The following is a 22033-nucleotide window of genomic DNA, read 5'->3' on the forward strand; positions in this document are numbered from 1 at the left end:
GGAGGCATGGCATCGATCAGTCCCGTGCTGCGCCCCGTCCCGGAGGAGAGGCGGGAGCTCAGAAAGGTCGAATCGGTCCTCGAGCTGATCGGCAACACACCGTTGCTCGAGATCCGCAGGATCACCGAAGGATTGCCCTCCGGGGTGCGCATCTTCGCCAAGCTGGAAGGCTTCAACCCCGGCGGCTCGGTCAAGGACCGGGCCGCGCTGCGCATGGTGCAGGAAGGGATTCGAAGCGGGAAGCTGACGCGTGGAAAAACGATCCTGGATTCCACCTCGGGCAACACCGGCATCGCTCTGGCGATGATCGGCTGTGTCCTCGGCTATCCCGTGGAGCTGGTCGTTCCCGGCAACGTGAGCGTCGAACGCAAGCACATCCTGCACGCTTACGGCGCCAAGGTCACTTTCAGCGATCCGCTCGAGGGCTCCGACGGCGCCATCCGCCTGTGCCGCAAGATCTTCGAGCAGAATCCGGCGCGCTACTTCAAGCCCGACCAGTACTCGAACCCGATGAACCCGCAGGCGCACTACGAGACCACTGGACCGGAGATTTACCGACAAACGCGCGGCCGGATCACCCACTTCGTCGCCGGGATCGGCACCGGGGGAACGATCATGGGCGTGGGCCGCTATCTCAAGGAGGTCGACCCGTCGATCCGTGTCATCGCCGTCGAGCCGGACGACGCGCTTCACGGGCTCGAAGGCCTGAAGCACATGGCGAGCTCGATCGTGCCCGCGATCTACCACGAAGAAGAGCTCGACGACAAATTCCCCGTCTCAACGGAAGACGCCTACGCAATGGTCTACCGCCTGAGCCAGGAGGAAGGCGTGCTCGTGGGGCAATCTTCCGGTGCGGCGATGTTCGCCGCGCTCAAGCTCGCGCGCCGGCTGGAGTCCGGCACGATCGTGACGATCTTCCCCGACTTCGGCGACAAATACCTGAGCACCAATCTCTGGGTGGGCTGGCGCGACCGGATGGCGGTCGGCAATCTGAAGTTCGCGATCTGAAGACCGTCCGGGCCGCGGTCAGGGCACCGTGGCCCAGATCGAGATCACCAGAGCGCCGCCCTCGTGCGGCGGCCCTCCGAGCAGGAAGTTCCCTTTGTTTTGCAGCCGGACCGTGGTATCGAGCAGCCGCTTCTGCCCTTCCGTCAGGCTCACCTTGAGAGCGATCTGACGGTTGCGAAAAGCCTCCGGGGTCACGGTCAGGGCGCGGCCTCCCGGAATCTCGAAAACCGCCTTTCCTTTCCACGGCACGTTCTGTGCCTCCTCCCCGACGAGCCGGTAAGAGCGGTATTTCATCACCTTGAGCTGCTTTTCGAGCGGGGCCAGGCGCCCGTCGAACTCGTCGCTCTGATTGCTCGCGAGGATCGTTCCGATCTTGATCTCGACCGCGGGCGCGGCGCTCTCCGCGCCGAGCGCCGGCGCGCCCGCGCCGAGGAGCGTGCTAAAAAGCAGGGCTCGCGTCGCTGTTTTCCACGGGAGCTTCATCGTCGTCTTCCTGGTTCTGGTACAGCCAAATGACCGTGGTTTTCGTTTCGTCCTCGCGGAACAGGCCGACGCTGCGCCCGTGGGCGTTGATCGATTCCACGACGGTGAAGTTGCCGCGGGAACCGGCTCTCCAGCTCGAAAGCAACGGCTCCAGGGAGACGACCCCGATCAGCACCGCGATCAGCGCCGGGACCGCCCAGACCAGCCGCGGCGACGCGAGCGCGTCACGCAAGCTTTCCACGACCCGCTCGCGCCGGGAGCGCCGCTCCGCGATCCTGCCCGCAACCGCGCGCCAGAAGGGGTCGAACGCGGGGCGCGGCGCCCGATCGCGGAGCACGCTCCGGAGCGATGCGTTCAGCCTTTCCAGCCGCCGCCGCTCCGCCTGGCACGCCACGCACTCTTCCAGGTGCGCACGCACCGATTCGCCCTGCGCGCCTCCGATCTCGCCGTCCAGCCACGCTCCGAGCAGCTCCCTGGTGTTCTCGCACGCCGTCATAGGAACCCGCCCAGCTTCTCCTGCAGCTTCTTGCGGGCGTAGTGCAGGCGGCTCATCACGGTGCCCTCGGAGCAGCCCAGAACTTCCCCGATGTCCTTGTAGGACATCCCTTCGATGGTTCTCAGCACAATGACGGCTTTGTGCTCTGGAGTCAAATCATTGATCGCGGCGATCAGCCCCTCCCGCAGCTCCCGGTCGTGGACGTCGGCAAACGGGTCCCGGGCGAAATCCCTCTGCTCCTCGAAAACCCCGTCCATCGACTCGCGGAAGTCGACCGGATTGCGCTTCTGCCGTCGTTGCGAGTCGATCGCCAGGTTGACCGCGATACGATAAAGCCACGTGTAGAAGGTCGAGCCGCCGTGAAAATCCCCGATCTTGCGGTACGCGCGGAAGAAGGTCTCCTGCGCCACCTCGAGCGCGTCGTCGCGGTTTCTCAAGAGGCCGAAAATCACCATATAGACCTTCTGGTGGTACCGGGACACAAGCTCCTGGAAGGCGTCGACATCACCGTCCTGACACCTTCGGACCAGCTCCGGGTCGCTCGACTGCACGATCGCCTTGCTCATTAGACGGCGCGCTCGCGGCATTTATTCAACGAAACGGAAAACAACCTAATAGCAAAACGTTGAAATCTTCGCGAATTCCAATACAATGAAGCCGGTTTCGTGTCGATTCGCGTCCCGCCGACCGCCGGAGAGCGATTATGATCGTGCGCTGCCCCAGCTGCAGGACCACCTACAAGGTATCCGACGACGTCGTGAAGGGGACGAAGCCGGCTTTCCGCTGCTCGCGCTGCAAGCATACCTTTGAGCTGGAGGCGGCCGAGCTGGAAAAGGGAGAGCCGCAACAGCCGTCGCTGCCCGAAATCCCGCAGCCACCGGCCGAGCCCGAGGATCACGAGCTGAGCTTCGCCTTTCCGCCGAAGGAGAGCAAGAGCGAGGCGCCTCCACCCGGCCCGGTCGCGCGCGAGCGGGCTCGCCCCGAGCAGCCGCCCCGAGCCTCTTCGCCCGCCGGCCCCGCTGGGGACGAACAGTGGTCGCTTCCCGACGTCGACACCCGTCCGGAAACTCCGTTCACCATCGCCGGCGAACGCGAAGGCGGCGTCAGAAAACCCGAGCCCGCCCCCGCTGCGCCGGCCGAAGACGTGAGGTACGCTCCGATCCCTCCTCTGCACGAGCGACCGGACGAGCAGCAGGCGTCCACGGGTCCTTATTGGACGCTCTTCGCGCTTCTCGTCATCCTGTTCGCCTTTCTCGCGGCCTACCACCGGAGCTACCCCGCCGCCGCCGAATCGGCGCTCAAGAAGATTCCTTTGCTCGGGCCGGCGCTGGTTCGCAACCATCATCTGAAAAACGGCGTGGAGATCCGCTCGATCCGGGCCGACTATCAGACCATCCAGGGCAACCGGGACGTTTTCGTGATCAGCGGCATGGCCGTGAATTACAATCCGGTGGTGATTCGTGCCATGCGCGTCGGCGGCCGCGTCTACGATCGGGAAGGCAAGGAGATCGAGCAGCAGTCGATGTGGGTCGGAAACGCGATCTCGCGCAAGATCATCCGCGGCATGACTGCACAGGACATCCAGGACCTGCAGCGGCTGAAGCCTTTGAAGACGTTCGAGATCCCGCCCGGGGACTCGGTCCCCTTCGCGATCGTTTTTCTCAAGCCCTCGAAGGAGATCGCCAGCTTCAGCTTCGAGGTCATCGGCGCCGAGGGCGAGTCCTAGCCCGGCGGCGTCTTGCCGCCGCTGTCGTCCCCGTCCGCCTTTTCCTTGGGCGTGACGTCGATCTCGTCCGGCTCGCGGATCGACTTGCGGAACTTGCGGATTCCCTTTCCGAGGCTTTCGCCGAGATCGGGAAGGCGCCGGCTGAACAGCACCAGCACGATCAGAAGGATAACCAGAAGCTCGCCGAATCCCAATCCGAACATCGCCCCTCCGTTCCGAGGATTCTAGTCGTCGCGGCAAGCCTTTGCAAACCGAGGTTTGATCGCCGCGTTGCCCTGCAGTAACATGGACGCGTGGACCGGTCGAGCGCCCTCTCCTTCACGCGCTTTCTAGCGGCATCGCTCCTGCTGCACGCTCTGGCTCTGCTCCTCTTCCCCGCGCCGCGGCCGCTTCCCGCTCCCGCGGCACCGATCACGGTTTCGCTGCTCTCTCCGGCATCCGCGCCACCGCCGGCGGCCAGGGCCCCGAAGTCCTCGGGGGCTCCCGCTGCTCGCGCGGCTCCGGCCCCGACCCGTCCCTCGAAAGCCCCGGCGATCATCGCCCGGCGCAGCTCGCCCATGCTCGAGGAGAGGCCCCCCGCGGCGGAATCTTCCGGTGCGCACGATCGCCGGCCCGAAGAGCCGCCCCCTGCACGCAGGCTGCAGCCGGATGAGAAAATCGAGATCACCGAGCGACCGCTTCCGGCGCTGAAGGAGCTTCTGCCGCCGCTTTCGTGGTCTGCCAGGCGGGGAACGGGACGAGGCGAAGGTCCCGTCCAGCTGGACACGAAGGACCCGCAATACATCACCTATTTCGGAAGCATCAAGCGGGCGATCGAGCTTGTCTGGCAATATCCCGAGCCGGCGCTGCGCTACGGGCTTCAGGGAAAGCTCCTGCTGGAATTTTCGGTGCTCGGGAACGGCGAGCTGGAGAGCGCCCGGATCATCCGCTCCTCGGGGTCGCACCTGCTCGACGAGGAAGCGTTGCGCGCCGTGAAGGCCGCGGCCCCGTTCAAGCCGATTCCGCCGTGGATCGACAAGCCCCGGCTCGACATCGTGGCGAGCTTCGAATACCTCGACAATCGGCGCCTGAACTACCGCTTCGCGCCCCAGGGGCGCTGAAGCTCAACCGGCGTTCTCGCCGCCCCCTTGCCGGGGCGGCTCCCACCGCAGGATCGGCCTTCTCGCGGCCCGCGCCTCGTCGAGCCTGCGCACGGGCGTCGTGTGCGGCGCGTTCTTCACCACCTCCGGGGTGTTCTTCGCCTCCTCCGCGATCGCGATCATGGCGGCGACGAAGGCGTCCAGCGTCTCCGGCGTTTCGGTTTCCGTGGGCTCGATCATCAGCGCCCCGGAAACGACCAGCGGAAAGTAGATCGTGGGCGGGTGAAACCCGTAGTCGAGCAGCCGCTTGGCGATATCGAGCGTGGTCACGCCGTGGCGATGCTGGAGGCGGTCGGTGAAGACGCATTCGTGCATGCAGGGCTGCTCGTAGGCCAGGCTGTAATGGCCTTCCAGCTTCTTGCGGACGTAGTTGGCGTTGAGCAGCGCCATGCGGCTCGCCTCTTCGAGCCCGTCGGCTCCCAGCGCGAGAATGTACGCGTAGGCGCGCACAAGCACGCCGAAGTTGCCGAAGAACGAGCGCACCCTCCCGATCGACTTCGGACAGTCCTCGACCCAGCGGAACATGCCGTCCTGCTTTTCGACCCGCGGCACCGGCAGGTAGTCGGCGAGAAAACGCTTCACCGCGACCGGGCCGGCTCCCGGGCCGCCGCCGCCGTGGGGCGTGGCGAAGGTCTTGTGCAGGTTCATGTGCAGAACGTCGACGCCCATGTCCCCCGGTTTCGCGATGCCCATGAGCGCGTTCAGGTTGGCGCCGTCGAGATAGACGAGGCCGCCGCGCGCATGCACCGCCGCCGCGGCCGCTTCGATGTGCTTCTCGAAGAGCCCGAGCGTATTGGGGTTGGTGACCATCAGCGCCGCGACATCCTCGCTCATCGCCTTCTCGACCGCCGGCGCGTCGATCACGCCCTCCTCGTTCGACGGAATCTGGACGACCTCGTAGCCGCAGAGCGTCGAGCTGGCGGGATTGGTGCCGTGCGCGGTATCCGGCACGATCACCTTGCGCCGGGGATCGCCCCTTTCCTTGAGATACGCCCGGATCACCATCAGGCCCGTGAGCTCCCCCTGCGCTCCGGCGGAGGGCTGCAGGCTCACCGCGTCCATGCCGCCGATTTCCGCAAGCGCGCGCTCCAGCTCGTAGAGCAGCTCCATCGCCCCCTGGACCAGCGCCGCGGGCGCGAGCGGGTGCGCCAGCGCGAAGCCCGGCAGCCGCGCCGCCGCCTCGTTCACCTTGGGATTGTATTTCATGGTGCACGAGCCGAGCGGATAGAAGTTCGTCTCGATGCCGAAGTTGCGCTGCGACAGCCGCGTGAAGTGGCGCAGCACCTCGAGCTCTCCCATTTCCGGGAAACCCGGGATGTCCGCACGCACCAGGCCGGCGGGCAGCACTTCGGCTGCAAGCGAAGGCTCCTCGGGCCACGAAAAAGCGCTGCGGCCCGGAGACCCGGTTTCGAAGATGAGCGGCTGGCGGTCGCGTCCCGGCGCTTCAGGCGGCGGCGATGGTGGCAAGCTTCTCGATCTCCTCTCCCTCGTTCATTTCCGTCACGCAGACGAGCACCGCGTCGGCCAGCTCGGGATACCATCGACCGAGCGGGATGCCGGGCACGATCTTGTGCTCGGCGCAGCGGCGCATCAGCGCCTCCGGGTCCCTCGACTGGACGACGAACTCGTTGAAAAAAGGCGCGCTGAATCGCCGCCGCAGGCCGGCCCTCGCCGCGAGCAGGGCTTCCGCCCGGTGCGCCCGGCTGAGATTGATCTCGGCGAGCCGGCGTAGGCCGCTCCGGCCGAGCAACGACAGGTAGACCGTGGCGGCGAGCGCGCACAGCGTCTGGCTCGTGCAGATGTTGGAGGTGGCCTTTTCCCGGCGGATGTGCTGCTCGCGGGTGGCGAGAGTCAGCACAAAGCCCCGCCGTCCCTCGACGTCGACGGTCTCGCCGACGAGCCGTCCCGGCAGACTGCGGATAAATTTTTTTTGTGTCGCGAAGAAGCCGAAGCCCGGGCCGCCGAACGCCATCGGAACGCCCAGGCTCTGCCCCTCGCCCACCGCGATGGGGACGCCGAACTCCCCGGGCGGCTTGAGGAGGCCCAGGGCGAGCGGCTCCGTGGTCACCGAGATCAGCTGCGCTCCCGCGCGCTCGCACGCGGCCCGCAGCGGCTCCAGATTTTCCACCGCGCCGAAGAAGTTAGGGTAGCCGACCACCGCGCACAACGCGTCGTCGCCGAGACGGTCGGCGAGCTGGGCGACGTCGGTCACGCCGGAGGCATCGTAACCGACCTCCTCCAGGCGCAGACCCTCGAGATTGGCGAGATACGTCGCGATCACCTGCCGGTACTGCGGGTGCAGCGCCCGCGAGACGAGCACGCGCCGGCGCCCGGCCGGCTGCACGCGCCGCGACATCAGCACTGCTTCGGCCGCAGCCGACGCGCCGTCGTAAACGCCGGCGTTGGCCGCCTCCATGCCGGTCAGCTGGCAGACAAGCGTCTGGAACTCGAAGAGCGCCTGGAGGGTTCCCTGGCTGACCTCCGGCTGGTACGGGGTGTAGGAGGTCGCGAACTCCGAGCGTGAAACGATCGCGTCCACCGCTCCCGGGATCGCGTGGTGGTAGCTTCCCCCACCGAGAAAAAAACTCCATCCCGACGCGGCGCCGTTGCGCGCTGCGAGGGAGGCGAGGCGCCGGAGCACCGCCGGCTCGGAAAGGCCGTCCGGCAGGCGGATCCGGGCGCGCTCGCGCAGGCTCCGCGGCACCTGCTCGAAAAGCTCTTCGACGCTGTCGAGGCCGATCTCGCGGAGCATGCGCCGCTTGTCATCGGCCGTGTGAGGGGTATACCGCATCGGTGGGTTTATTCCTCTTCTTCGTCGGTTTCGTCGTCTTCTTCTTCCTCGTCCCTCTGTTGCGCCACGTACTCGGCGTACTCGTCCGCGGTCATGAGATCCTTCAGGTCGTCCATGTCGCTCATCTCGACGCGGATCATCCAGCCGTCGCCGTAGGCGTCCTCGTTGATCGTTTCCGGATTGTCGGGCAAGGCGTCGTTGACCTCGATGACCGTGCCGCTGACCGGAGCGTAAACGTCCGAGACCGCCTTGACCGATTCGACCGCGCCGAAGGGGTCGTCCTTGACGATTTTCTCGCCGACCTCGGGAAGCTCGACGTAGACGATGTCCCCGAGTTCTTCCTGAGCGTACTCGGTAATCCCTATGGTCGCGGTTTTTCCCTCGACGAGCACCCACTCGTGCTCCTTCGAATATTTCAAGCCCTCAGGAAAATCCATGGACTACCTCCTTGCATGCCTGATTTTCGCGCCTCACGAAGGCGAGCGCCGGTAGAACGGCACGGGCACGATCTGGATGCGCGCCCGCCTCCCGCGAATCTCCACCTCGAGGATGTTTCCCGTCACCGCTTGCTCCGTCGTCACGTAACCCAGGGCGATCGCGCGCTTCAACGAAGGCGACAGGGTTCCGCTGGTGATCCGTCCCACCACCCTTCCGTCCTTGAGCAAAGGATAATCGGCGCGCGCGATCCCGGGATCCATCAGCTCCAGCCCCACCAGCCGTCGCCGCACCCCCTCTTCCTTCTGCTTCAGCAGGACGTCGCGCCCGACGAATTCTCCCTTGCCGAGCTTGACGACCCAATCCAGCCCCGCCTCCAGAGGGGTCGTCGTGTCGTCGAGCTCGTGGCTGTAGAGTGGATAAGCTTTCTCCAGGCGCAGCGTGTCGCGCGCTCCCAGCCCCGCCGGCTCGAGCCCGGCCGACGCGCCGGCTTCCAGCAGCCGATCCCAGAGGCCCGCGGCCGCCTGCGGGTTGCAGTAAAGCTCGAAGCCGTCCTCGCCGGTGTAGCCCGTGCGCGCAAGCAGGCAATCGATCGACGCCACCTCGGCCCGGGCGAAATGGAACGGCTTGAGCGCCTGCAGGTCGAGCGCCGTAAGGGAGCGAAGGATTTTTTCCGCCGCCGGCCCCTGGAGCGCCAGCAGCGCATAATCGTCGCTGCGGTCTTCCACCCGTACCCCGCCGCCCGCCCGTTCCCGAAGCCACTCGAAATCCTTTTCGCGATTGGCGGCGTTCACGCACACGAGATAACGATCGGGCTCGAGCCGGTAGAAGATCACGTCGTCGACCACGCCGCCGGCGTCGTTCAGGATCAGGTTGTACTGCGCCTGAGACACCTTCATGCGGCTGATGTCGTTCGCCGTCATGCGCTGGCAGAATTCCGACGCTCCCGCCCCGTGGATCTCGATCTCGCCCATGTGGCTCACGTCGAAGAGTCCGGCGCGCTCGCGCACCGCGAGATGCTCCTCGATCACGCCCCGGTACTGCACCGGCATTTCCCAGCCGGCGAAGTCCACCATCCTGGCCCCCGCCCGGCGGTGGACCGCCCAGAGCGGCGTTTTTTTGAGTTCCCGAGCCACGAGCCTCACGAGGAGTTCGGTCAGCCGTCGCGCTGAAGGGAATCTTTCGCGGCCTTGAGGGTGTTGTAAAGCAGCATGCAGATCGTCATCGGGCCGACGCCTCCGGGAACCGGAGTGATCCACGAGGCGCGTTCCTTGGCGACCTCGAACTCCACGTCGCCGCATAGCTTGCCGCTCGGCAGGCGGTTCACGCCGACGTCGATCACGACGGCACCGGGCTTGATCCAGTCGCCCCGAACCAGCGCGGCCTTGCCGATCGCCACGACGAGGATGTCCGCCCGCCCGACCTCGTCGCGCAGATTCACCGTTCGCGAGTGGCAGATGGTCACGGTCGCGTGGCGCTCGAGCAGCATCAGCGCCACCGGCTTGCCCACGATGTTGCTCCGCCCGACGACGACCGCGTTCTTTCCCTTCGGATCGCAACCGATGGAATCGAGCAGCTTCAGGATGCCCATGGGCGTGCACGGCCGGAAGCCGCTTCCGCCGAGCAGGAGCATTCCCTGGCTCATCGGATGAAAACCGTCCACGTCCTTGCGCGGCGAGATCGCCTCGAGCACCCGGTCGGCGCGAATGTGCGGCGGCAGCGGAAGCTGGACGAGAATCCCGTGCACGTTCTTGTCCTTGTTGAGCGACTGAACCACGGAGAGCAGCTCCCGCTCCGAGATCGTGGCCGGCAGAAGGTGCTCGTACGACTTGATCCCCACTTCCTTGCACGCCTTCTCCTTGTTCTTGACGTAGACGTGGGAGGCGGGATCGTCGCCCACCAGCACTACCCCCAGCCCCGGCGCTATGCCCCAGCGGCGCTCGAGCCCATCGACCTCTTCCTTGATCTGTTTCTGGATTTCTTTTGCGACTGCTTTGCCGTCAATGATCGATGCCATCGCCTGCTCCGTATCGCGGCCGCCGAGCTCCTGTTGAAGAGAAAAAATTCCGCGAAGGGCCGGTCGCCCCCGCCAGTTCTATTGGCATGACACGGAGAAAATCAAAGGTCAACCCCCGATTCACCGCGGCCGCCGCCCGCGTCGCCACGGACGGTTGACAAGCGCCGGCCGCCATTTTATAGGCACAGCAGCAAGGCCCCCGGTCGTGGCGGAGCCGCCGCGCCGGGAGCCGCCCGGAAGCGCCGATGGAAAAAAGCCGAAGCGTCGAAGAGGTCAAGAACGATATCCGGAGCCGCATCGGCCACCGCGCTCCGTTCAATTACGCCGGCCGCGAGGAAGCGGAGGAAGCGCTCGCCGAGCTCTCCGATTTCGAGGGCGAGCGCTGGGCGGCTGCGTGGAGCCGGCTTGGAGAGCGGTGGGAGGAAAAGGCGCGACGGGCCGAGGCGGCCGGCGATCGCACGGCGGCGCGCGATGCGTTCCTCAAAGCCTACGGCTACTACGGCATCGCGCGCCATCCGTTTCCGAGCACTCCCGGAAAGCAGCTCGCCTACCGCAAGGCGCGCGAGATGCACGCGGCAGCCGCGCGCTACTTCGAGATTCCTCTCGAGCGCGTCGCGATACCCTTCGGCGACCGCGAGATCCCCGGCCACCTTCGCCTGCCTTCCACGACACCCGCCCCGCTGGTGCTGCACTGGGGCGGCATCGACAACTGGAAGGAGGAGCGGCACACTTTCGCGGAGCGCTTCGTCAAGGAAGGCTGGGCCTGCCTGGTGATCGACAGCCCCGGGACCGGGGAGTGCCCGATGCTCGCCTCTCCCGAAGCGCACCGCGTTCATCTGGCGGTGCTCGATTATGCGGCCACGCGACCCGAGATCGACCCGGACCGGATCGCCGCGGTCGGCGCGAGCTTCGGCGGGTACTGGGCGACCAAGCTCGCGCACCTCGAGCCGCACCGCCTGCGCGCGGCGGTGAACTGGGGCGGCGGCATCCACCGCTTTTTCCAGCCCGAGTGGCAGGAGCGGTCGCGCAACGCCGACTCGTACCTGTTCGACCTGATCGAGGCGCGCGCCAATCTCTTCGGCAAACGGACCTTCGAGGAGCTGATCGAGGTGATGCCCGCGCTCTCGCTGCTCGCCCAGGGGCTGCTCGACCGCCCGTGCGCGCCGCTGTTGCTCGTCAACGGCAAAGAGGACAAGCAGGTTCCGCTCGAGGATTTCTACCTCCTGCTCGAGCACGGCGATCCGAAGGCGATCCGCCTGTTCCCGGGGGGCCACATGGGCAATATCCCGACGGTCTTCGAGACGGTCATTCCCTGGCTCCATCGGAAACTGGGAACGCGGCCGTGAGCCTGTATCAGCTGCAAAAGCTCATGTATCACGTGAACCGCGATCCCCAGGCGCGGGAGCGCTACCGGAGCGATCCGGCGGGTTTCACAAGCCGCTACGAGCTGACTGCCGAGGAGCGCGAGGCGCTGCTCCGGCTCGACGTTCGCAAGCTCTACACGCTCGGCGTCCACTCGCTCCTGCTCCGCCCTTTCACCCTGCTCCACCGCGTCTCCAACGAGGATTACGCCCGGGCGCTGGCCGGCCTGGAGTGAGCGATGCCCGTCGTCTTCGCCTGCGCTGCAAGCCACGCGCCCGGCATGACCGCCTGGACGGAAGCCGCGCCCAGGGAACAGGCCGAGCGCTTTCTCGGGGCGTACCGCGCGCTCGGGGCGCGCCTCGCCGCGGCGAAGCCCGACGCGATCGTGGCCCTCACGGTCGAGCACTGGGCCAACTTCTTTCTCGACCACATGCCCGCTTTTTGCATCGGCCGCGCGCCGCACTACGATGGCCCGGTCGAGGAGTGGCTCCGCATCCCGAAAACCCGTGTCCCCGGCGACGCGCCGCTGGGCTGCGCCCTGCTCGACGCCTGCTTCGCGGAGGGCTTCGACCCCGCCTTTTCGGACGAGCTGCTCTTCGACCATGCCACCATGCTGCCGCTTCATTTCCTCAATCCGGAGATGGCTCTTCCCGTCGTTCCCGTGATCGTCAACACGCTCACCGTGCCGATGCCCTCGCCGCGGCGCTGTTTTGCGCTCGGACGGACGCTGGGGCGGGTTCTCGAGTCGCTGGAGCGGCGCGTGGCCGTTGTCGCCACCGGCGGCCTTTCTCACTGGCCGGGTGAAGCCAGGCACGGAAAGATCAACACCGATTTCGACCGGGAGTTCCTGGAGATTCTCGCCGGCCCCGACCGGGCACGGCTGGCCGACTACAGCCACGAGCGCATCGCGTCCGAAGCGGGCTCCGGCGGCCACGAGATCCGGACCTGGATCGCCCTTGCCGGCGCCGTCCTCACGTGGAAAGCGGAGGCCGTCACGTACGAGCCCGTCGCCGCCTGGGCGACCGGTTGCGCTCTAATGGCCTTCGAGCCGCCGGCGCCGTGATCGGCGGTGTCCCTTTGCCCTGTCTTGCCCGATCTTTCGGCGACGAAAGCGAGGAAAAAATTGAAGATCAGCCTTCACAGCGTTCACGGTGGCGTGAGAAATATCGAGGAGATCCACCGGCGCGCCGCACGCGCCGAGGCGCTCGGCTACGACGGGATTTTCCTCGGTGAAAGTCACCTGAGCTCCATCGACTCGTTTCAGACGCTCGCGACCTGCGCGATGCTCACGCGGCGGGTGCTCCTCGGGATCGCGGTGACCAACATGGTTTTTCGCCACCCTACGGTTCTCGCGGGCGCGGCCGCCTCTCTGAACGAGATCTCGAAGGGCCGCGCGCTGCTCGGCCTGGGCACGGGCGACGGACCGGTCTATTCGCAGGGCCGCAAGGCCACGCCGCTCGCCGAGTTCGAGCGCGGGGTTGCCATGATCCGCGACCTGCTGCAGGGAAAAGGAGCGGATTTCCCCACCGGCAGGCTCCGCATCGCCTTCAACCTCCGGCCGGTTCCCGTCTACGTCTCGGCCGAGGGGCCGAAAGGGCTGCGGCTCGCCGGCCGCGCGGCCGACGGCGTCATCCTCGGCACCGGCTTCGACCTCAAGGTGCTGGACTGGGCGCGCGCCCGCATTCGCGAGGGAGCCGAGGAAGCGGGGCGCGATCCGCGGGAGATCGGACTGATTGCGGCGGGCATGCTCTGCGTGCGCGCGGACGGCCCCGAGGCACGCCGCATCGTCCGCAACCGCATCGCCAACCGCGCGCACCACAACTTCCGCTTCACCTTGGAGACGGTTCCCGCGGAGGAGCTGGAGGGCGTGCGGCGATTTATGGCCGGCTTCGACGCGATGAAGCCGATGGAGGAACGCGTCGACCCCGACCTCGTGAACGATTACCTGGTGCGGCGGTTCTCGATCGCGGGGACGCCGGCGGAGTGCATCGAGCGCATCGAGGAGCTGAAGGCGGCCGGCGTCGAGCACCTCATGCTGACGCCGGCACGCAGGGTTTACGACGAGACGGTGGAGGAGTTCGCGGCGCGCGTGCTCCCGCGCTTCCGTTGACAGGGCTCCCTACGAGGTCACTTCCCACCAGTTGCGGTTGATATCGCTGAAGATGAAGTAGGCCCTGCCGTTTTCCGCCTGGAGATCCCAGAGGTCCGTGATACCGATCTGCTTGCCGTTGGTCGAGAACTCCCTGTGGGCGTCTTCGACCTCCTCGGGCGTAGCAACCTTCAGTGTGAAGCGATTCGCCGGCGAGAGGTAGTCCCGGTGCGTCGTCGGGAGAACGACGATGTACCACGGAGTGTCGGGATGCCGGACGTAGGTCGAGGTCCGGCCGCCGCCGATGATCTTCAGGCCGAGCACCTGCTCGAGAAAACGGTCGCTGGTTTCCTTGTTGTCGCAATTGAGCGTACCGTGGGTCATCGCTTGCGGCACGTAGCCGCGACCGGGGAAGCGGCTTTCCGGAAGCGGCTCCTTCCAGTGCGGTGCGGCAATGGTCCGTCCGTGCTTCACCGCCGCCGGATTGTAGTACTCGATCTCCAGATCGTTTCCCCCGGGCTCCTTGAAATAGATCGAGTAGGCGAAATGGGCCTCGTGCGGCCTCGTCACGCTCCTGATCTTGTACTCGGCCTTGTGGTCGGAGAGGTACCGGTACGCAGCCTCGATCTCCTCGTGGCTGGCGACCCGGAAGCCGTAATGGTTGCTGTGCGGCTTGTTGGGGGCGTTCGGCCCGCCTTCGTGAACGATCAGCCGCCACTCGGTGTTTGGATGCTTGAGGACCGCCTCGCCATCCTTGCGCTCGACTACCTCCATCGCGAGCAGATCGGTAAAGATCGGCAACGTTTCATCGAGCGAGCGGCATTCGTAGTGACCGTTGATCAATCCCACCGGCTTCAGCATCAGCAACTCTCCTTCTTACGGTGGATCGTCCGTAAGTTACCCCTGCATTGTTAAGAAAAATCCGGCAAGTTGTCAATTGCTCCGTTGGTTCGTGGCCCGGTGGGAACGAGACCGGGGACCGAAGACCGGGGACCGGGAAGAGCAAAAACAGGAAGGTCAGGTTTCGTGCTTCTCTACCTTGAACCCTTGAACCTTTGAACCCTTTGAACCCTTGACCCACCGCGAAACGCCATAGCTTGACGACCGCCGACGACGCCAGTGCGGCGTTCGAGGTTCGCAGTTTCCGGTTTTCGTCCGTGCCGGTCTTCCGTCCCCGGTCGCCGGTCATCCTGCTTGAAAACCACCGCCGATCGCGCTAACGCTCTCCCCGACGCGCCCAGAGGAGGGGTTATGATCCGACGTTTATTGCCGTTCGGTGCTTTCGGCATGGCCGGCGTCGTCGCCGGTCTCGGCCTTCTTTTCGCGCCCCCCGCCATCCCGCAGCAGCCGGCCGCGCAACCGTCCGCCGTTCCCGGCCGGCCCGACATCCCCAATGCCGAGGTTGCCAAAAAGCTCCGCGGCATTCCCCCGCCTCCGTTTCCCACTCCTCATGACAAGCTGCCGCTCTCGCGCCTGCGCGTGCCTCGGGGATTCAAGGTGGAGATTTACGCCTCCGGCATCCCGAATGCGCGCTCGCTCCGGCTCGGCGACAAGGGGACGGTGTTCGTCAGCAACCGCCAGCTCGACAAGGTCTACGCGGTGGTCGACCGCGGCGGCAAGCGCGAGGTCAAGGTGATCGCCTCCGGGCTGGACCGGCCGAACGGGCTGGCGTTTCACGGCGGCGCCCTCTACATCGCCGAAGGGACGCGGATCTCGAAGCTCGAGCGCATCGAAGACAATCTCGACAATCCGCCGAAGCCCGTGGTCATCTATGACGATCTTCCCAACCACCAGTCGCACGGGTGGAAATTCATCGGCATCGGCCCGGACGAGCGCCTGTACATGAACGTCGGAGCGCCGTGCAACATATGCATCCCGCCCGACGCCAACGCGCAGATCCGGCGCATCCGCCTCGACGGAAGCGGCGCGGAGGTCGTGGCGCGCGGCGTGCGCAACTCCGTCGGCTTCGACTGGCACCCGGTGACGAGGGAGCTCTATTTCACCGACAACGGGCGGGACTGGCTGTCGGAGGACCTGCCCGAGGACGAGCTCAACCGTGTCACCTCTCCCGGCCAGCACTTCGGTTTTCCCTATTGCCACCAGGGGACCTTCACGGACCGCGAGTTCGGATGGGGCCGCTCGTGCGACGAGTTCGTAAAGCCGGTCGCCTTGCTCGGGCCGCACAGCGCGGCGCTCGGCATGCGTTTCTACACCGGGCGGATGTTTCCCCCCTCCTATCGCAACGCCATCTTCATTGCCCGCCACGGCTCGTGGAACCGGACGCGCAAGATCGGCGGCGATGTCGTTGTGGCAAGGCTGGACAGGAACGGCAACGTCAGGTCCATCGAGCCGTTTCTCACCGGCTTTTTGCAGGACAACGAGTACGCCGGCCGCCCGGTCGACGTCGAGATCCTGAAGGACGGCTCCCTCCTGGTGTCCGACGACTACGGCGGGGCGATCTATCGGGTTACCTACGGAACATCCCCTGCGCGGTGAGCGCGTCCTCGCCTCCCCGGCCTTTCGCGGCTACGTTTTTACGGCTGACGGGCGGCGTTCTCGCTGCCGCCGCGCTCGCGGCGGCCGGTGCGCTGTCCGCCTTCACCGGCTCGTTCGAGGAACGCCTGGCGGCCTGCGGCGCGTGCCACGGCGAGACCGGCCACTCTTCTCAGCCCGAAGTCCCCTCGCTCGGCGGCCAGCCCGCCTTCTATCTCACGTTGCAGCTCTACATGTTCCGCGAGCGCCTGCGGATCTCGGAGCCGATGAACGCGCTCGTTGCCGGTCTCGACGACGACACGCTGCACCGCATGGCGGAGCGGATCGCGGAGCTGCCCCCGCCCCGGCCGCCGGCGGAGCCTGCCGAGCCCGCTCGCGCCGGCCGCGCTCTCGTGCTCATCCGGGAGCACCGTTGCGGCTTTTGCCACAACGAAGACTTTTCCGGAGAGAAAAACGCGCCCCGGCTGGCGGCGCAGCGCGAGGACTACCTGGCCAAGGCCCTGCGCGAGTACAGGGACAACATCCGGCGCGCTTACGATTCCTCCATGGCCGACGCCGCGCAGCCGCTGACGGATGCCGACATCCGCGATCTCGCCCATTTCCTGGCGCGGTTTCGCCAGACCGAGGCCAGGCCTTGAGATCGCCGGCGCCAGCCCAAGGCGAAGTGTCCAGAGTTATCCCCGCCGCCGGACGGAGAACGGCTTCAACGACCGCCGACGACGCCACTGCGGCGTTCGAGGTTCGCAGACGGGGAATTATCCCTCCAGGTTTGAAGTTTCCGGTTTTTCGTCCGTGCCGGTCTTCCGTCCCCGGTCTCCGGTCGTCTCCCTTGCGGAACAAGATCGGAGACCGGGGACCGCGAAGAGCAAAACCAGAGAGGCAGGTTTCGTGCTTCTCTGCCTTGAACTTTTGAACCCTTGAACTCTTGAACTTTTGAACTTTGCGTTCGAACCGCACCGCTACCGCAACTGAAAGATCTCCTTCCAGAGCTTCTCGTAGCGCGGGAATTCCTTGATGTCGTCGACGGTCAGCATGTAGGCGGTGGCGGGCCGCACTTTCTCCTGCGGCTCGACTTTCGGGTGAGCCGGCGTCTCGCCGGCCTCCGCCCAGACTTTCTGTCCCTCCTCGCTCAGCGCCCAGCGCGCCCAGAGCATCGCCGCGTTCGGGTGCGGCGCCCCTTTCAAGATCGACACCGCGCCCCCGACTTCGCCCACTCCTTCGCCGAGCAACAGCTGGATCGGCGCGCCTTTTTTCACACGCGGCGGGAAGTGGTGCGCGTAGCAGGTAAAGCAAACCGGCCGCTGCCCGGCGACGAGAAACTCGGCGAGCTGCGAGTGGCCGCGGTGGAACTCGACCCGGTTGGCGGCGATCTTGCGCAGCAGTTCCAGCGCCTTCTCGTCGCTGCCGTACTTGCGCTTTGCCAGCCCCGCGAGAAGCTGATGGTCACGCGGCTCGGCCATCAGCGAGTTCTGCCAGCGCGGATTCGCGAGGTCCTCGAAGCCCTTCGGCTCGTCTCCCTTCTTGACGAGATTCGTGTTCCAGCCGATGACGTAATACTGCGTGTCGGTGGCCACCCAGAACTCGCTCTTCATCTGCGGCGGATAGGCGGCGGCCTCGGGGACGGAAAGCGGCGCGAGCAGCTTCTGCTCGGTGATCTGCGCCATGTAGGGAAGAGCCCCGCCGAACACGTCGCCGAGCACGCGGCCGCCGCGCGCCTCCGCGACGATGCGCGCGAGGAGCTTGTCCGCCGTGGCGTCGATGTGGTCCAGCGTCACCGCCGGAAAGCGCTTCTTGAACGCCGGGAAGATGACTTCCATCGACCGCGCCGAGAGCGCCGCGTAGATCGTGAGCTTTCCGCCTTCCCTTTTGACCTTTTCGTAGAGCTGATCGAGCGACTCGCCTCCGGCGGAGGCGGCGCGCGCCGGGAAGGGAGCGAAAGAGACGGCGGCGAGCCAGGCGGCCAATCCGATTGCCAGGCGATCCAGCGACGATCTGGGACGCATCACGGACCTCCTCTCTCTGCAGGCCAACGCCTTCTTTACAACCGGCGTCTCTAGTACAACCACACCGGCCCGTCAAGAAAAATCTCTCCGGTCCCGGGTTCGCCGCGAAGCGGCAGGGTTTACGGTTTCCCGCATTGAACTTTCGAACCCTTTGAACTTTTGAACCTTTGAACTTTTGAACCTTTGAACCCTTTGAACCGTACCGCCTTGCGGTGCAGGCGGTCTCTCACCACAGCTCGCGGGTGGCGAGCCGCGCTCCTTCGGCCATCGCTTTGAACTTGGCCCAGACCACGGTCGGATGGATCTCCGGTTCCGCCGTGGCCTGCGACGAAAAGCCGCAATCGCTCCCCGCGATGACGTTCTCCCGCCCCACGATCCTTGCGAACTTCACCAGCCGCTCCGCCACCAGCTCCGGATGCTCGACGATGTTGCTCGTGTGCGTGATGACGCCGGGAATCAGCACCTTGCCATCAGGAACCTTCACCTCCTCCCACACACGCCACTCGTGCTCGTGGCGCGGGTTCGCCGCCTCGAAGGAATAGGCGCCCGCGCGGACCCTGAGCATGATGTCGGCGATGTCCTTCAGGGACATGTCGTGGATGCGCGGCCCGATGTTGATCCCGTAGCAGGTGTGGAACCGGATTTTCTCCGGCGGAATGTCGCGCAGCGCGTGATTCAGTGCCTCGACGCGCAGCTCCGCCCACTTGCGGCACTGCTCGACCGTCGAGCCGGGGTTGGAGTTGTAGAAGGTCACCAGGCGCGGATCGTCGACCTGGAGCAGGAATCCCGCCTCGACGATCGCCCGATATTCCTCCCGCATCGCCTCCGCGATCGCGTACAGGTAAGCCTCTTCCGTGGGGTAATACTCGTTCTTCCGCTGTGCCTCGACGTTCGCGGGCGAGGTCGCCGGCATGAACGCTTCCTCGACCTTCACGCCCTCCAGCGCGGCCTTGAAGTTGGCGATGTCCCTCCGAAGCGCCTCGTGCCCTTTGTAGGAGATGGGACCCGTGCATACCAGGCTCGACGGCGATCCGACGGACGCGCCGCGCCACCGGGCGTACCACTCGTAGTACTCGGGAAAGTCGATGACCTCGCGCGATCCCACCCACGGTCCCGCTCTCGGCGGCGCCGGCCGCGGCTCGAAGCCGCCCAGCCGCTCGCCGATGTAGGTGACGAAGCCCGGCTTTCCCTGCTCGCCGTCGCTCACCACGTCGACGCCCGTCTCGGCCTGCCGGCGGACGACCTCCGCGACCGCGCTGCGGACGCGCGCCTCGAACGCCGCGCGGTCGTAGGCGCCGCCGCTTTCCCTGGCCTTGAGCAGCTCCACCAGATCCGGCGGGCGCGCCAGGCTCCCCACGAAGGTCGTGAGAATCCGTTCCGTGCTCCGCTTCATGCTTCCTCCGTATCCGCTCCTTCGCGCGCTATTTGAGAATCTCCGCCATCCTGGCGACCATCGCCCGATCGAGATTGAATAGGCCGGCGACGATCTTCTCGACTTCCTCACCGCTCACCGGGTTCACGTCGAGCCTGGACTTTGCCGCCTCGGCCAGAAAGTCCCTGTCTTTCATGGTCTCTTGAAATGCCCGGCGCAGGAGCTGGACGCGGTCCCTGGGCGTCCCCGGCGGCAGCGCGTACGGCCGAGTGATCGCCGCGGTGTCGTGGATGCCCGCCTGGATCATCCGGCGGGCCTCCTCGGTTTTCGCCATCTCGACGGCTACGGGAACCTTCGGCAGGTCCGGCACCGCCCTGGGCACCGCCTGCAGCACTATGTTCACGTCGCCCGAGTCCAGCCCCTTGCGCCACATCACCTTGACCGACTCCCAGGCCCAGCACCCGCCGTCGATCTCGCCGCTTTCCGCCGCCAGCTTGATCGGCGCCGTCCCCTTGTAGCCGGTCACGAGCTGAATGGGGAGCCCGAGCGCCGCCTTGAGGATCTTGGCGCTGTCGTCGTTGGTGGTGCCGGGGGCGCTGCCGCCCAATTTCACGGGCGACTTCGCCGCCATCCATGAAGCGACGTTCGTGATCCCGCTCGCCCTGGTCAGCGCGCAGACGACGCTGTCCTTCACCGGCACGCCGATCCATTCGAACCTGCGCGCGTCGAACTCGATCCCGGGTCCGCCGAAGAGCTGCTGCGATATCAGGTTGCCGATGAAGTTGCCGATCGTGAGCCCGTCGGGCTTTGCGGCCTTGTAGACGGAGTTCGCCGCGATCAGGCTTCCGGCGCCCGTCACGTTCTCGACCACGACCGTCGGGTGGCCGGGGATGTATCTGCCGATGTGCCGGGCGATCGTCCGCGAGTAGGTGTCGAACCCGCCGCCGGCGGGGAAGCCCACCACGATGCGGATCGTCTTTCCCGCAAAGAAGTCCTGGGCGCGCAACGCCTGCGGCTGACTTCCCAGCAGCGCGAGAACCGCTCCGGCGACCGTCCCGTAGATAGCCGTCGCTCTCATGGGCCGCTCCTCCCTCCTGCCGGAACGTAAGCTCCCGGCGAACCCGCGATCCCTCGAGACTGCGGGGACTATCGCCCGCAAGGCGGGAAGCTGTCAAGCCGCTTGAAACAGTTCCCGGTTCCCCGTTTCCAGTTCCGGTTTCAGGTTCGCGTTCGTGCCGGTCTTGCGTCCCCGGTCTCCGGTCGCTCCCCTTGCGGAACAGGACCGAAGACCGGGGACCGGGAAGAGCGAAAAACAGGGCGATCAGGTTCCACGGTTTTCTACCTTGAACCCTTGAACTCTCGAACTTTTGAACTTTTGAACTCTTGAACTTTTGAACTTTGTGTTTCAACCACACCGCTTCCCGGTGCAGGAGCGAAGCGATTGAACCGCCTGAATGGTTTGAACGTCGCGCTGAGCTACCGCGCCATCGCCTTCTCGCGGGCGATTACCGCGTCGAAGTCGGCGCGCGGCTCCAGCTCGCGCTCGACCGAGCGGGCGAAGCTTTCGAGGCGGCGAAAACCGTCCATTTTCTCCCGGTCGCCGATCCGGGCTTCGGCCAGCGCCTTGCGGAGCCAGTCGAGGGATGCGTCGTAGGTCTCCAGCGGAACCCGGAACGGCCGCCCGTCCTTGCCGCCGTGAGCGAAGGAAAAACGCGCGGGATCGGCGAAGCGGCACGGCGCGCCATGGACGACCTCCGCGATCAACGCCAGGGATTGAAGCGTCCGCGGGCCGAGCTTTTCGAGCAGCAGCAGCTCGGCGAAGTCGCGCAGGTCGCGCTCGTACGCCACGGCGAGCACGGCGCCCAGGCGCTCCAGGTCGACGTCCGCCGCCCGCACGTCGTGGCGGGCCGGCATCCTGAGGCGGCGCGCCACGCGCAGCGTCTTTTCGGGATCCTCGGCGGCGATCCGGAGCAGAGCCTCCTGTGCCGGGCGGGCGCCGGCGTCGACGAGGTTTACGATCGTTCCCCGGGGCTCGCCGATAATCGCGCTATGCGGCTCGGAGACGAAATCGCGCACCGCGGCGGAGTGCCAGTGGTAGCGGCGCGCCATGCCTCTCCGGTCGCTCAGCCCCTGCTGCACTACCGCCCACTCCCCGTTCGCCGCCACCACGAAGCAGTGCAGGTAGATCTGAAACCCGTCGGCGATCGCGTTATTGTCGATGCGCGCGGTGAGCCGGCTCGTACGCACCAGCGCGTCACCGTCGAAGCCGCGGCGGTCGGCGAGGGACCTGAGCTCCTGCGGGGGATTGCGCGAAAAGCGCCCGCGCCCGCCGCAGATGTAGAGGCCCAGCTCGTCGGCGCGCGGGGCGAGGCCGCGCTTGAGGGCTCCCATGACGGCGGTCGTGACGCCCGAGGAGTGCCAGTCCATCCCCATCACGGCGCCGAGCGCCTGGAACCAGAAAGGATCGCTCAGGCGGGAGAGAAAGCCCCCTGCCCCGTAATCGGCGACGATCGCCTCCGCGACGGCCGCGCCGAGCGCCGTCATACGATCGGCGAGCCAGCGCGGCACCCGCCCGCCGTGGAGGGGAAGATCGGCGATGCCCGCGCGTCTCATGCGCTC

At 66.2% G+C, this 22033-nt stretch carries 23 protein-coding genes; 9 read left to right on the top strand and 14 right to left on the bottom strand.

Annotation, left to right across the window (positions count from 1 at the left end):
- Positions 1-6: 6 nt before the first annotated feature.
- Positions 7-1008, top strand: coding sequence for a cysteine synthase family protein (locus VNN77_13200; GenBank protein HXG52346.1), 1002 nt, complete (start codon positions 7-9; stop codon positions 1006-1008).
- Positions 1009-1026: 18 nt separating this feature from the next.
- On the opposite strand, the gene VNN77_13205 is transcribed toward VNN77_13200, so the two are convergent.
- From VNN77_13205 to VNN77_13215, 3 genes are read right to left on the bottom strand one after another with little or no spacing between them, the layout of a single operon-like run.
- Complete coding sequence (locus VNN77_13205; protein HXG52347.1) at positions 1027-1491, bottom strand: hypothetical protein; 465 nt, start codon at positions 1489-1491, stop codon at positions 1027-1029.
- On the bottom strand, positions 1448-1987 hold the full coding sequence (locus VNN77_13210; protein HXG52348.1) for a zf-HC2 domain-containing protein: 540 nt from the start codon (positions 1985-1987) through the stop codon (positions 1448-1450). The genes VNN77_13205 and VNN77_13210 overlap by 44 nt, the downstream gene beginning before the upstream one ends.
- A complete protein-coding gene (locus VNN77_13215) occupies positions 1984-2553 on the bottom strand; it encodes a sigma-70 family RNA polymerase sigma factor (protein ID HXG52349.1) in 570 nt (189 codons plus the stop codon). Before VNN77_13215 ends, VNN77_13210 begins: the two co-directional genes overlap by 4 nt.
- A gap of 137 nt (positions 2554-2690) precedes the next feature.
- On the opposite strand from VNN77_13215, the gene VNN77_13220 reads away from it, so the two are divergent.
- Positions 2691-3713: a DUF3426 domain-containing protein gene (locus VNN77_13220; protein ID HXG52350.1), complete on the top strand. Its 1023-nt coding sequence runs from the start codon at positions 2691-2693 to the stop codon at positions 3711-3713.
- On the opposite strand, the gene VNN77_13225 is transcribed toward VNN77_13220, so the two are convergent.
- Positions 3710-3916, bottom strand: coding sequence for a twin-arginine translocase TatA/TatE family subunit (locus VNN77_13225; GenBank protein HXG52351.1), 207 nt, complete (start codon positions 3914-3916; stop codon positions 3710-3712). The genes VNN77_13220 and VNN77_13225 overlap by 4 nt on opposite strands.
- A gap of 90 nt (positions 3917-4006) precedes the next feature.
- Here VNN77_13225 and VNN77_13230 point away from each other — a divergent pair, with 90 nt between their 5' ends.
- Entirely contained in the window at positions 4007-4813 is an 807-nt protein-coding gene (locus tag VNN77_13230) for a TonB family protein (GenBank protein HXG52352.1), read from the top strand.
- Between the two features lie 3 nt (positions 4814-4816).
- Here the strand turns inward: VNN77_13230 and gcvPB are convergent, their stop codons facing one another.
- Genes gcvPB through folD form a run of 5 tightly spaced genes read right to left on the bottom strand, consistent with a single transcriptional unit; the run spans position 4817 to position 10095 of the window.
- The gene (gcvPB, locus tag VNN77_13235; protein HXG52353.1) at positions 4817-6319 is read right to left on the bottom strand and encodes an aminomethyl-transferring glycine dehydrogenase subunit GcvPB; all 1503 of its coding nucleotides are present in this window, start codon (positions 6317-6319) and stop codon (positions 4817-4819) included.
- Complete coding sequence (gene gcvPA / locus VNN77_13240) at positions 6297-7643, bottom strand: aminomethyl-transferring glycine dehydrogenase subunit GcvPA (protein ID HXG52354.1); 1347 nt, start codon at positions 7641-7643, stop codon at positions 6297-6299. Before gcvPA ends, gcvPB begins: the two co-directional genes overlap by 23 nt.
- A gap of 8 nt (positions 7644-7651) precedes the next feature.
- Positions 7652-8080, bottom strand: a complete 429-nt coding sequence (gcvH, locus tag VNN77_13245; GenBank protein HXG52355.1) for a glycine cleavage system protein GcvH — start codon at positions 8078-8080, stop codon at positions 7652-7654.
- 33 nt (positions 8081-8113) lie between these two features.
- Positions 8114-9214, bottom strand: coding sequence for a glycine cleavage system aminomethyltransferase GcvT (gcvT, locus tag VNN77_13250; GenBank protein HXG52356.1), 1101 nt, complete (start codon positions 9212-9214; stop codon positions 8114-8116).
- Between the two features lie 20 nt (positions 9215-9234).
- Positions 9235-10095, bottom strand: coding sequence for a bifunctional methylenetetrahydrofolate dehydrogenase/methenyltetrahydrofolate cyclohydrolase FolD (gene folD / locus VNN77_13255; GenBank protein ID HXG52357.1), 861 nt, complete (start codon positions 10093-10095; stop codon positions 9235-9237).
- Positions 10096-10340: 245 nt separating this feature from the next.
- On the opposite strand from folD, the gene VNN77_13260 reads away from it, so the two are divergent.
- From VNN77_13260 to VNN77_13275, 4 genes are read left to right on the top strand one after another with little or no spacing between them, the layout of a single operon-like run.
- On the top strand, positions 10341-11441 hold the full coding sequence (locus VNN77_13260; protein HXG52358.1) for an alpha/beta fold hydrolase: 1101 nt from the start codon (positions 10341-10343) through the stop codon (positions 11439-11441).
- A complete protein-coding gene (locus VNN77_13265; protein HXG52359.1) occupies positions 11438-11692 on the top strand; it encodes an aromatic ring-opening dioxygenase subunit LigA in 255 nt (84 codons plus the stop codon). Before VNN77_13260 ends, VNN77_13265 begins: the two co-directional genes overlap by 4 nt.
- Before the next feature lie 3 nt (positions 11693-11695).
- Positions 11696-12520, top strand: coding sequence for an extradiol ring-cleavage dioxygenase (locus tag VNN77_13270; protein HXG52360.1), 825 nt, complete (start codon positions 11696-11698; stop codon positions 12518-12520).
- Between the two features lie 60 nt (positions 12521-12580).
- Positions 12581-13567 carry an LLM class flavin-dependent oxidoreductase gene (locus tag VNN77_13275; GenBank protein ID HXG52361.1) on the top strand — a complete coding sequence of 329 codons (987 nt, stop codon included), beginning with the start codon at positions 12581-12583 and terminating at the stop codon, positions 13565-13567.
- A gap of 9 nt (positions 13568-13576) precedes the next feature.
- On the opposite strand, the gene VNN77_13280 is transcribed toward VNN77_13275, so the two are convergent.
- Positions 13577-14407, bottom strand: coding sequence for a VOC family protein (locus VNN77_13280; protein HXG52362.1), 831 nt, complete (start codon positions 14405-14407; stop codon positions 13577-13579).
- 390 nt (positions 14408-14797) lie between these two features.
- Between VNN77_13280 and VNN77_13285 the strand changes: the two genes are divergently transcribed.
- Together VNN77_13285 and VNN77_13290 are read left to right on the top strand one after the other, a co-directional pair.
- Complete coding sequence (locus tag VNN77_13285; protein HXG52363.1) at positions 14798-16042, top strand: PQQ-dependent sugar dehydrogenase; 1245 nt, start codon at positions 14798-14800, stop codon at positions 16040-16042.
- The gene (locus VNN77_13290) at positions 16039-16677 is read left to right on the top strand and encodes a c-type cytochrome (protein ID HXG52364.1); all 639 of its coding nucleotides are present in this window, start codon (positions 16039-16041) and stop codon (positions 16675-16677) included. The genes VNN77_13285 and VNN77_13290 overlap by 4 nt, the downstream gene beginning before the upstream one ends.
- A gap of 321 nt (positions 16678-16998) precedes the next feature.
- Here the strand turns inward: VNN77_13290 and VNN77_13295 are convergent, their stop codons facing one another.
- The 4 genes from VNN77_13295 to VNN77_13310 form a co-directional block, all read right to left on the bottom strand.
- On the bottom strand, positions 16999-18042 hold the full coding sequence (locus VNN77_13295; GenBank protein ID HXG52365.1) for an extracellular solute-binding protein: 1044 nt from the start codon (positions 18040-18042) through the stop codon (positions 16999-17001).
- A 226-nt stretch (positions 18043-18268) separates the two neighbouring features.
- Complete coding sequence (locus VNN77_13300) at positions 18269-19435, bottom strand: cobalamin-independent methionine synthase II family protein (protein HXG52366.1); 1167 nt, start codon at positions 19433-19435, stop codon at positions 18269-18271.
- Between the two features lie 28 nt (positions 19436-19463).
- On the bottom strand, positions 19464-20492 hold the full coding sequence (locus VNN77_13305) for a tripartite tricarboxylate transporter substrate-binding protein (protein ID HXG52367.1): 1029 nt from the start codon (positions 20490-20492) through the stop codon (positions 19464-19466).
- A gap of 398 nt (positions 20493-20890) precedes the next feature.
- Positions 20891-22027 (bottom strand): DUF763 domain-containing protein, encoded by a 1137-nt coding sequence (locus VNN77_13310; protein ID HXG52368.1) that lies wholly within the window; start codon positions 22025-22027, stop codon positions 20891-20893.
- Positions 22028-22033 lie beyond the last annotated feature (6 nt).

The organism is Candidatus Zixiibacteriota bacterium (assembly GCA_035574315.1).
Classification (GTDB): domain Bacteria; phylum Desulfobacterota; class Binatia; order UBA9968; family UBA9968; genus DATLYW01.

What these genes read in the sequence shown, in the direction of transcription:
- VNN77_13200 (HXG52346.1), top strand. Translation starts at nt 7, where the DNA reads ATGGCATCGATCAGTCCCGTGCTGCGCCCCGTCCCGGAGGAGAGGCGG.
- gcvPA (HXG52354.1), bottom strand. Translation starts at nt 7,643, where the DNA reads ATGCGGTATACCCCTCACACGGCCGATGACAAGCGGCGCATGCTCCGC.
- VNN77_13300 (HXG52366.1), bottom strand. Translation starts at nt 19,435, where the DNA reads ATGAAGCGGAGCACGGAACGGATTCTCACGACCTTCGTGGGGAGCCTG.
- VNN77_13295 (HXG52365.1), bottom strand. Translation starts at nt 18,042, where the DNA reads ATGCGTCCCAGATCGTCGCTGGATCGCCTGGCAATCGGATTGGCCGCC.
- folD (HXG52357.1), bottom strand. Translation starts at nt 10,095, where the DNA reads ATGGCATCGATCATTGACGGCAAAGCAGTCGCAAAAGAAATCCAGAAA.
- VNN77_13205 (HXG52347.1), bottom strand. Translation starts at nt 1,491, where the DNA reads ATGAAGCTCCCGTGGAAAACAGCGACGCGAGCCCTGCTTTTTAGCACG.
- VNN77_13260 (HXG52358.1), top strand. Translation starts at nt 10,341, where the DNA reads ATGGAAAAAAGCCGAAGCGTCGAAGAGGTCAAGAACGATATCCGGAGC.
- gcvH (HXG52355.1), bottom strand. Translation starts at nt 8,080, where the DNA reads ATGGATTTTCCTGAGGGCTTGAAATATTCGAAGGAGCACGAGTGGGTG.
- VNN77_13270 (HXG52360.1), top strand. Translation starts at nt 11,696, where the DNA reads ATGCCCGTCGTCTTCGCCTGCGCTGCAAGCCACGCGCCCGGCATGACC.
- VNN77_13310 (HXG52368.1), bottom strand. Translation starts at nt 22,027, where the DNA reads ATGAGACGCGCGGGCATCGCCGATCTTCCCCTCCACGGCGGGCGGGTG.
- VNN77_13210 (HXG52348.1), bottom strand. Translation starts at nt 1,987, where the DNA reads ATGACGGCGTGCGAGAACACCAGGGAGCTGCTCGGAGCGTGGCTGGAC.
- VNN77_13285 (HXG52363.1), top strand. Translation starts at nt 14,798, where the DNA reads ATGATCCGACGTTTATTGCCGTTCGGTGCTTTCGGCATGGCCGGCGTC.
- VNN77_13215 (HXG52349.1), bottom strand. Translation starts at nt 2,553, where the DNA reads ATGAGCAAGGCGATCGTGCAGTCGAGCGACCCGGAGCTGGTCCGAAGG.
- VNN77_13220 (HXG52350.1), top strand. Translation starts at nt 2,691, where the DNA reads ATGATCGTGCGCTGCCCCAGCTGCAGGACCACCTACAAGGTATCCGAC.
- VNN77_13280 (HXG52362.1), bottom strand. Translation starts at nt 14,407, where the DNA reads ATGCTGAAGCCGGTGGGATTGATCAACGGTCACTACGAATGCCGCTCG.
- VNN77_13305 (HXG52367.1), bottom strand. Translation starts at nt 20,492, where the DNA reads ATGAGAGCGACGGCTATCTACGGGACGGTCGCCGGAGCGGTTCTCGCG.
- VNN77_13225 (HXG52351.1), bottom strand. Translation starts at nt 3,916, where the DNA reads ATGTTCGGATTGGGATTCGGCGAGCTTCTGGTTATCCTTCTGATCGTG.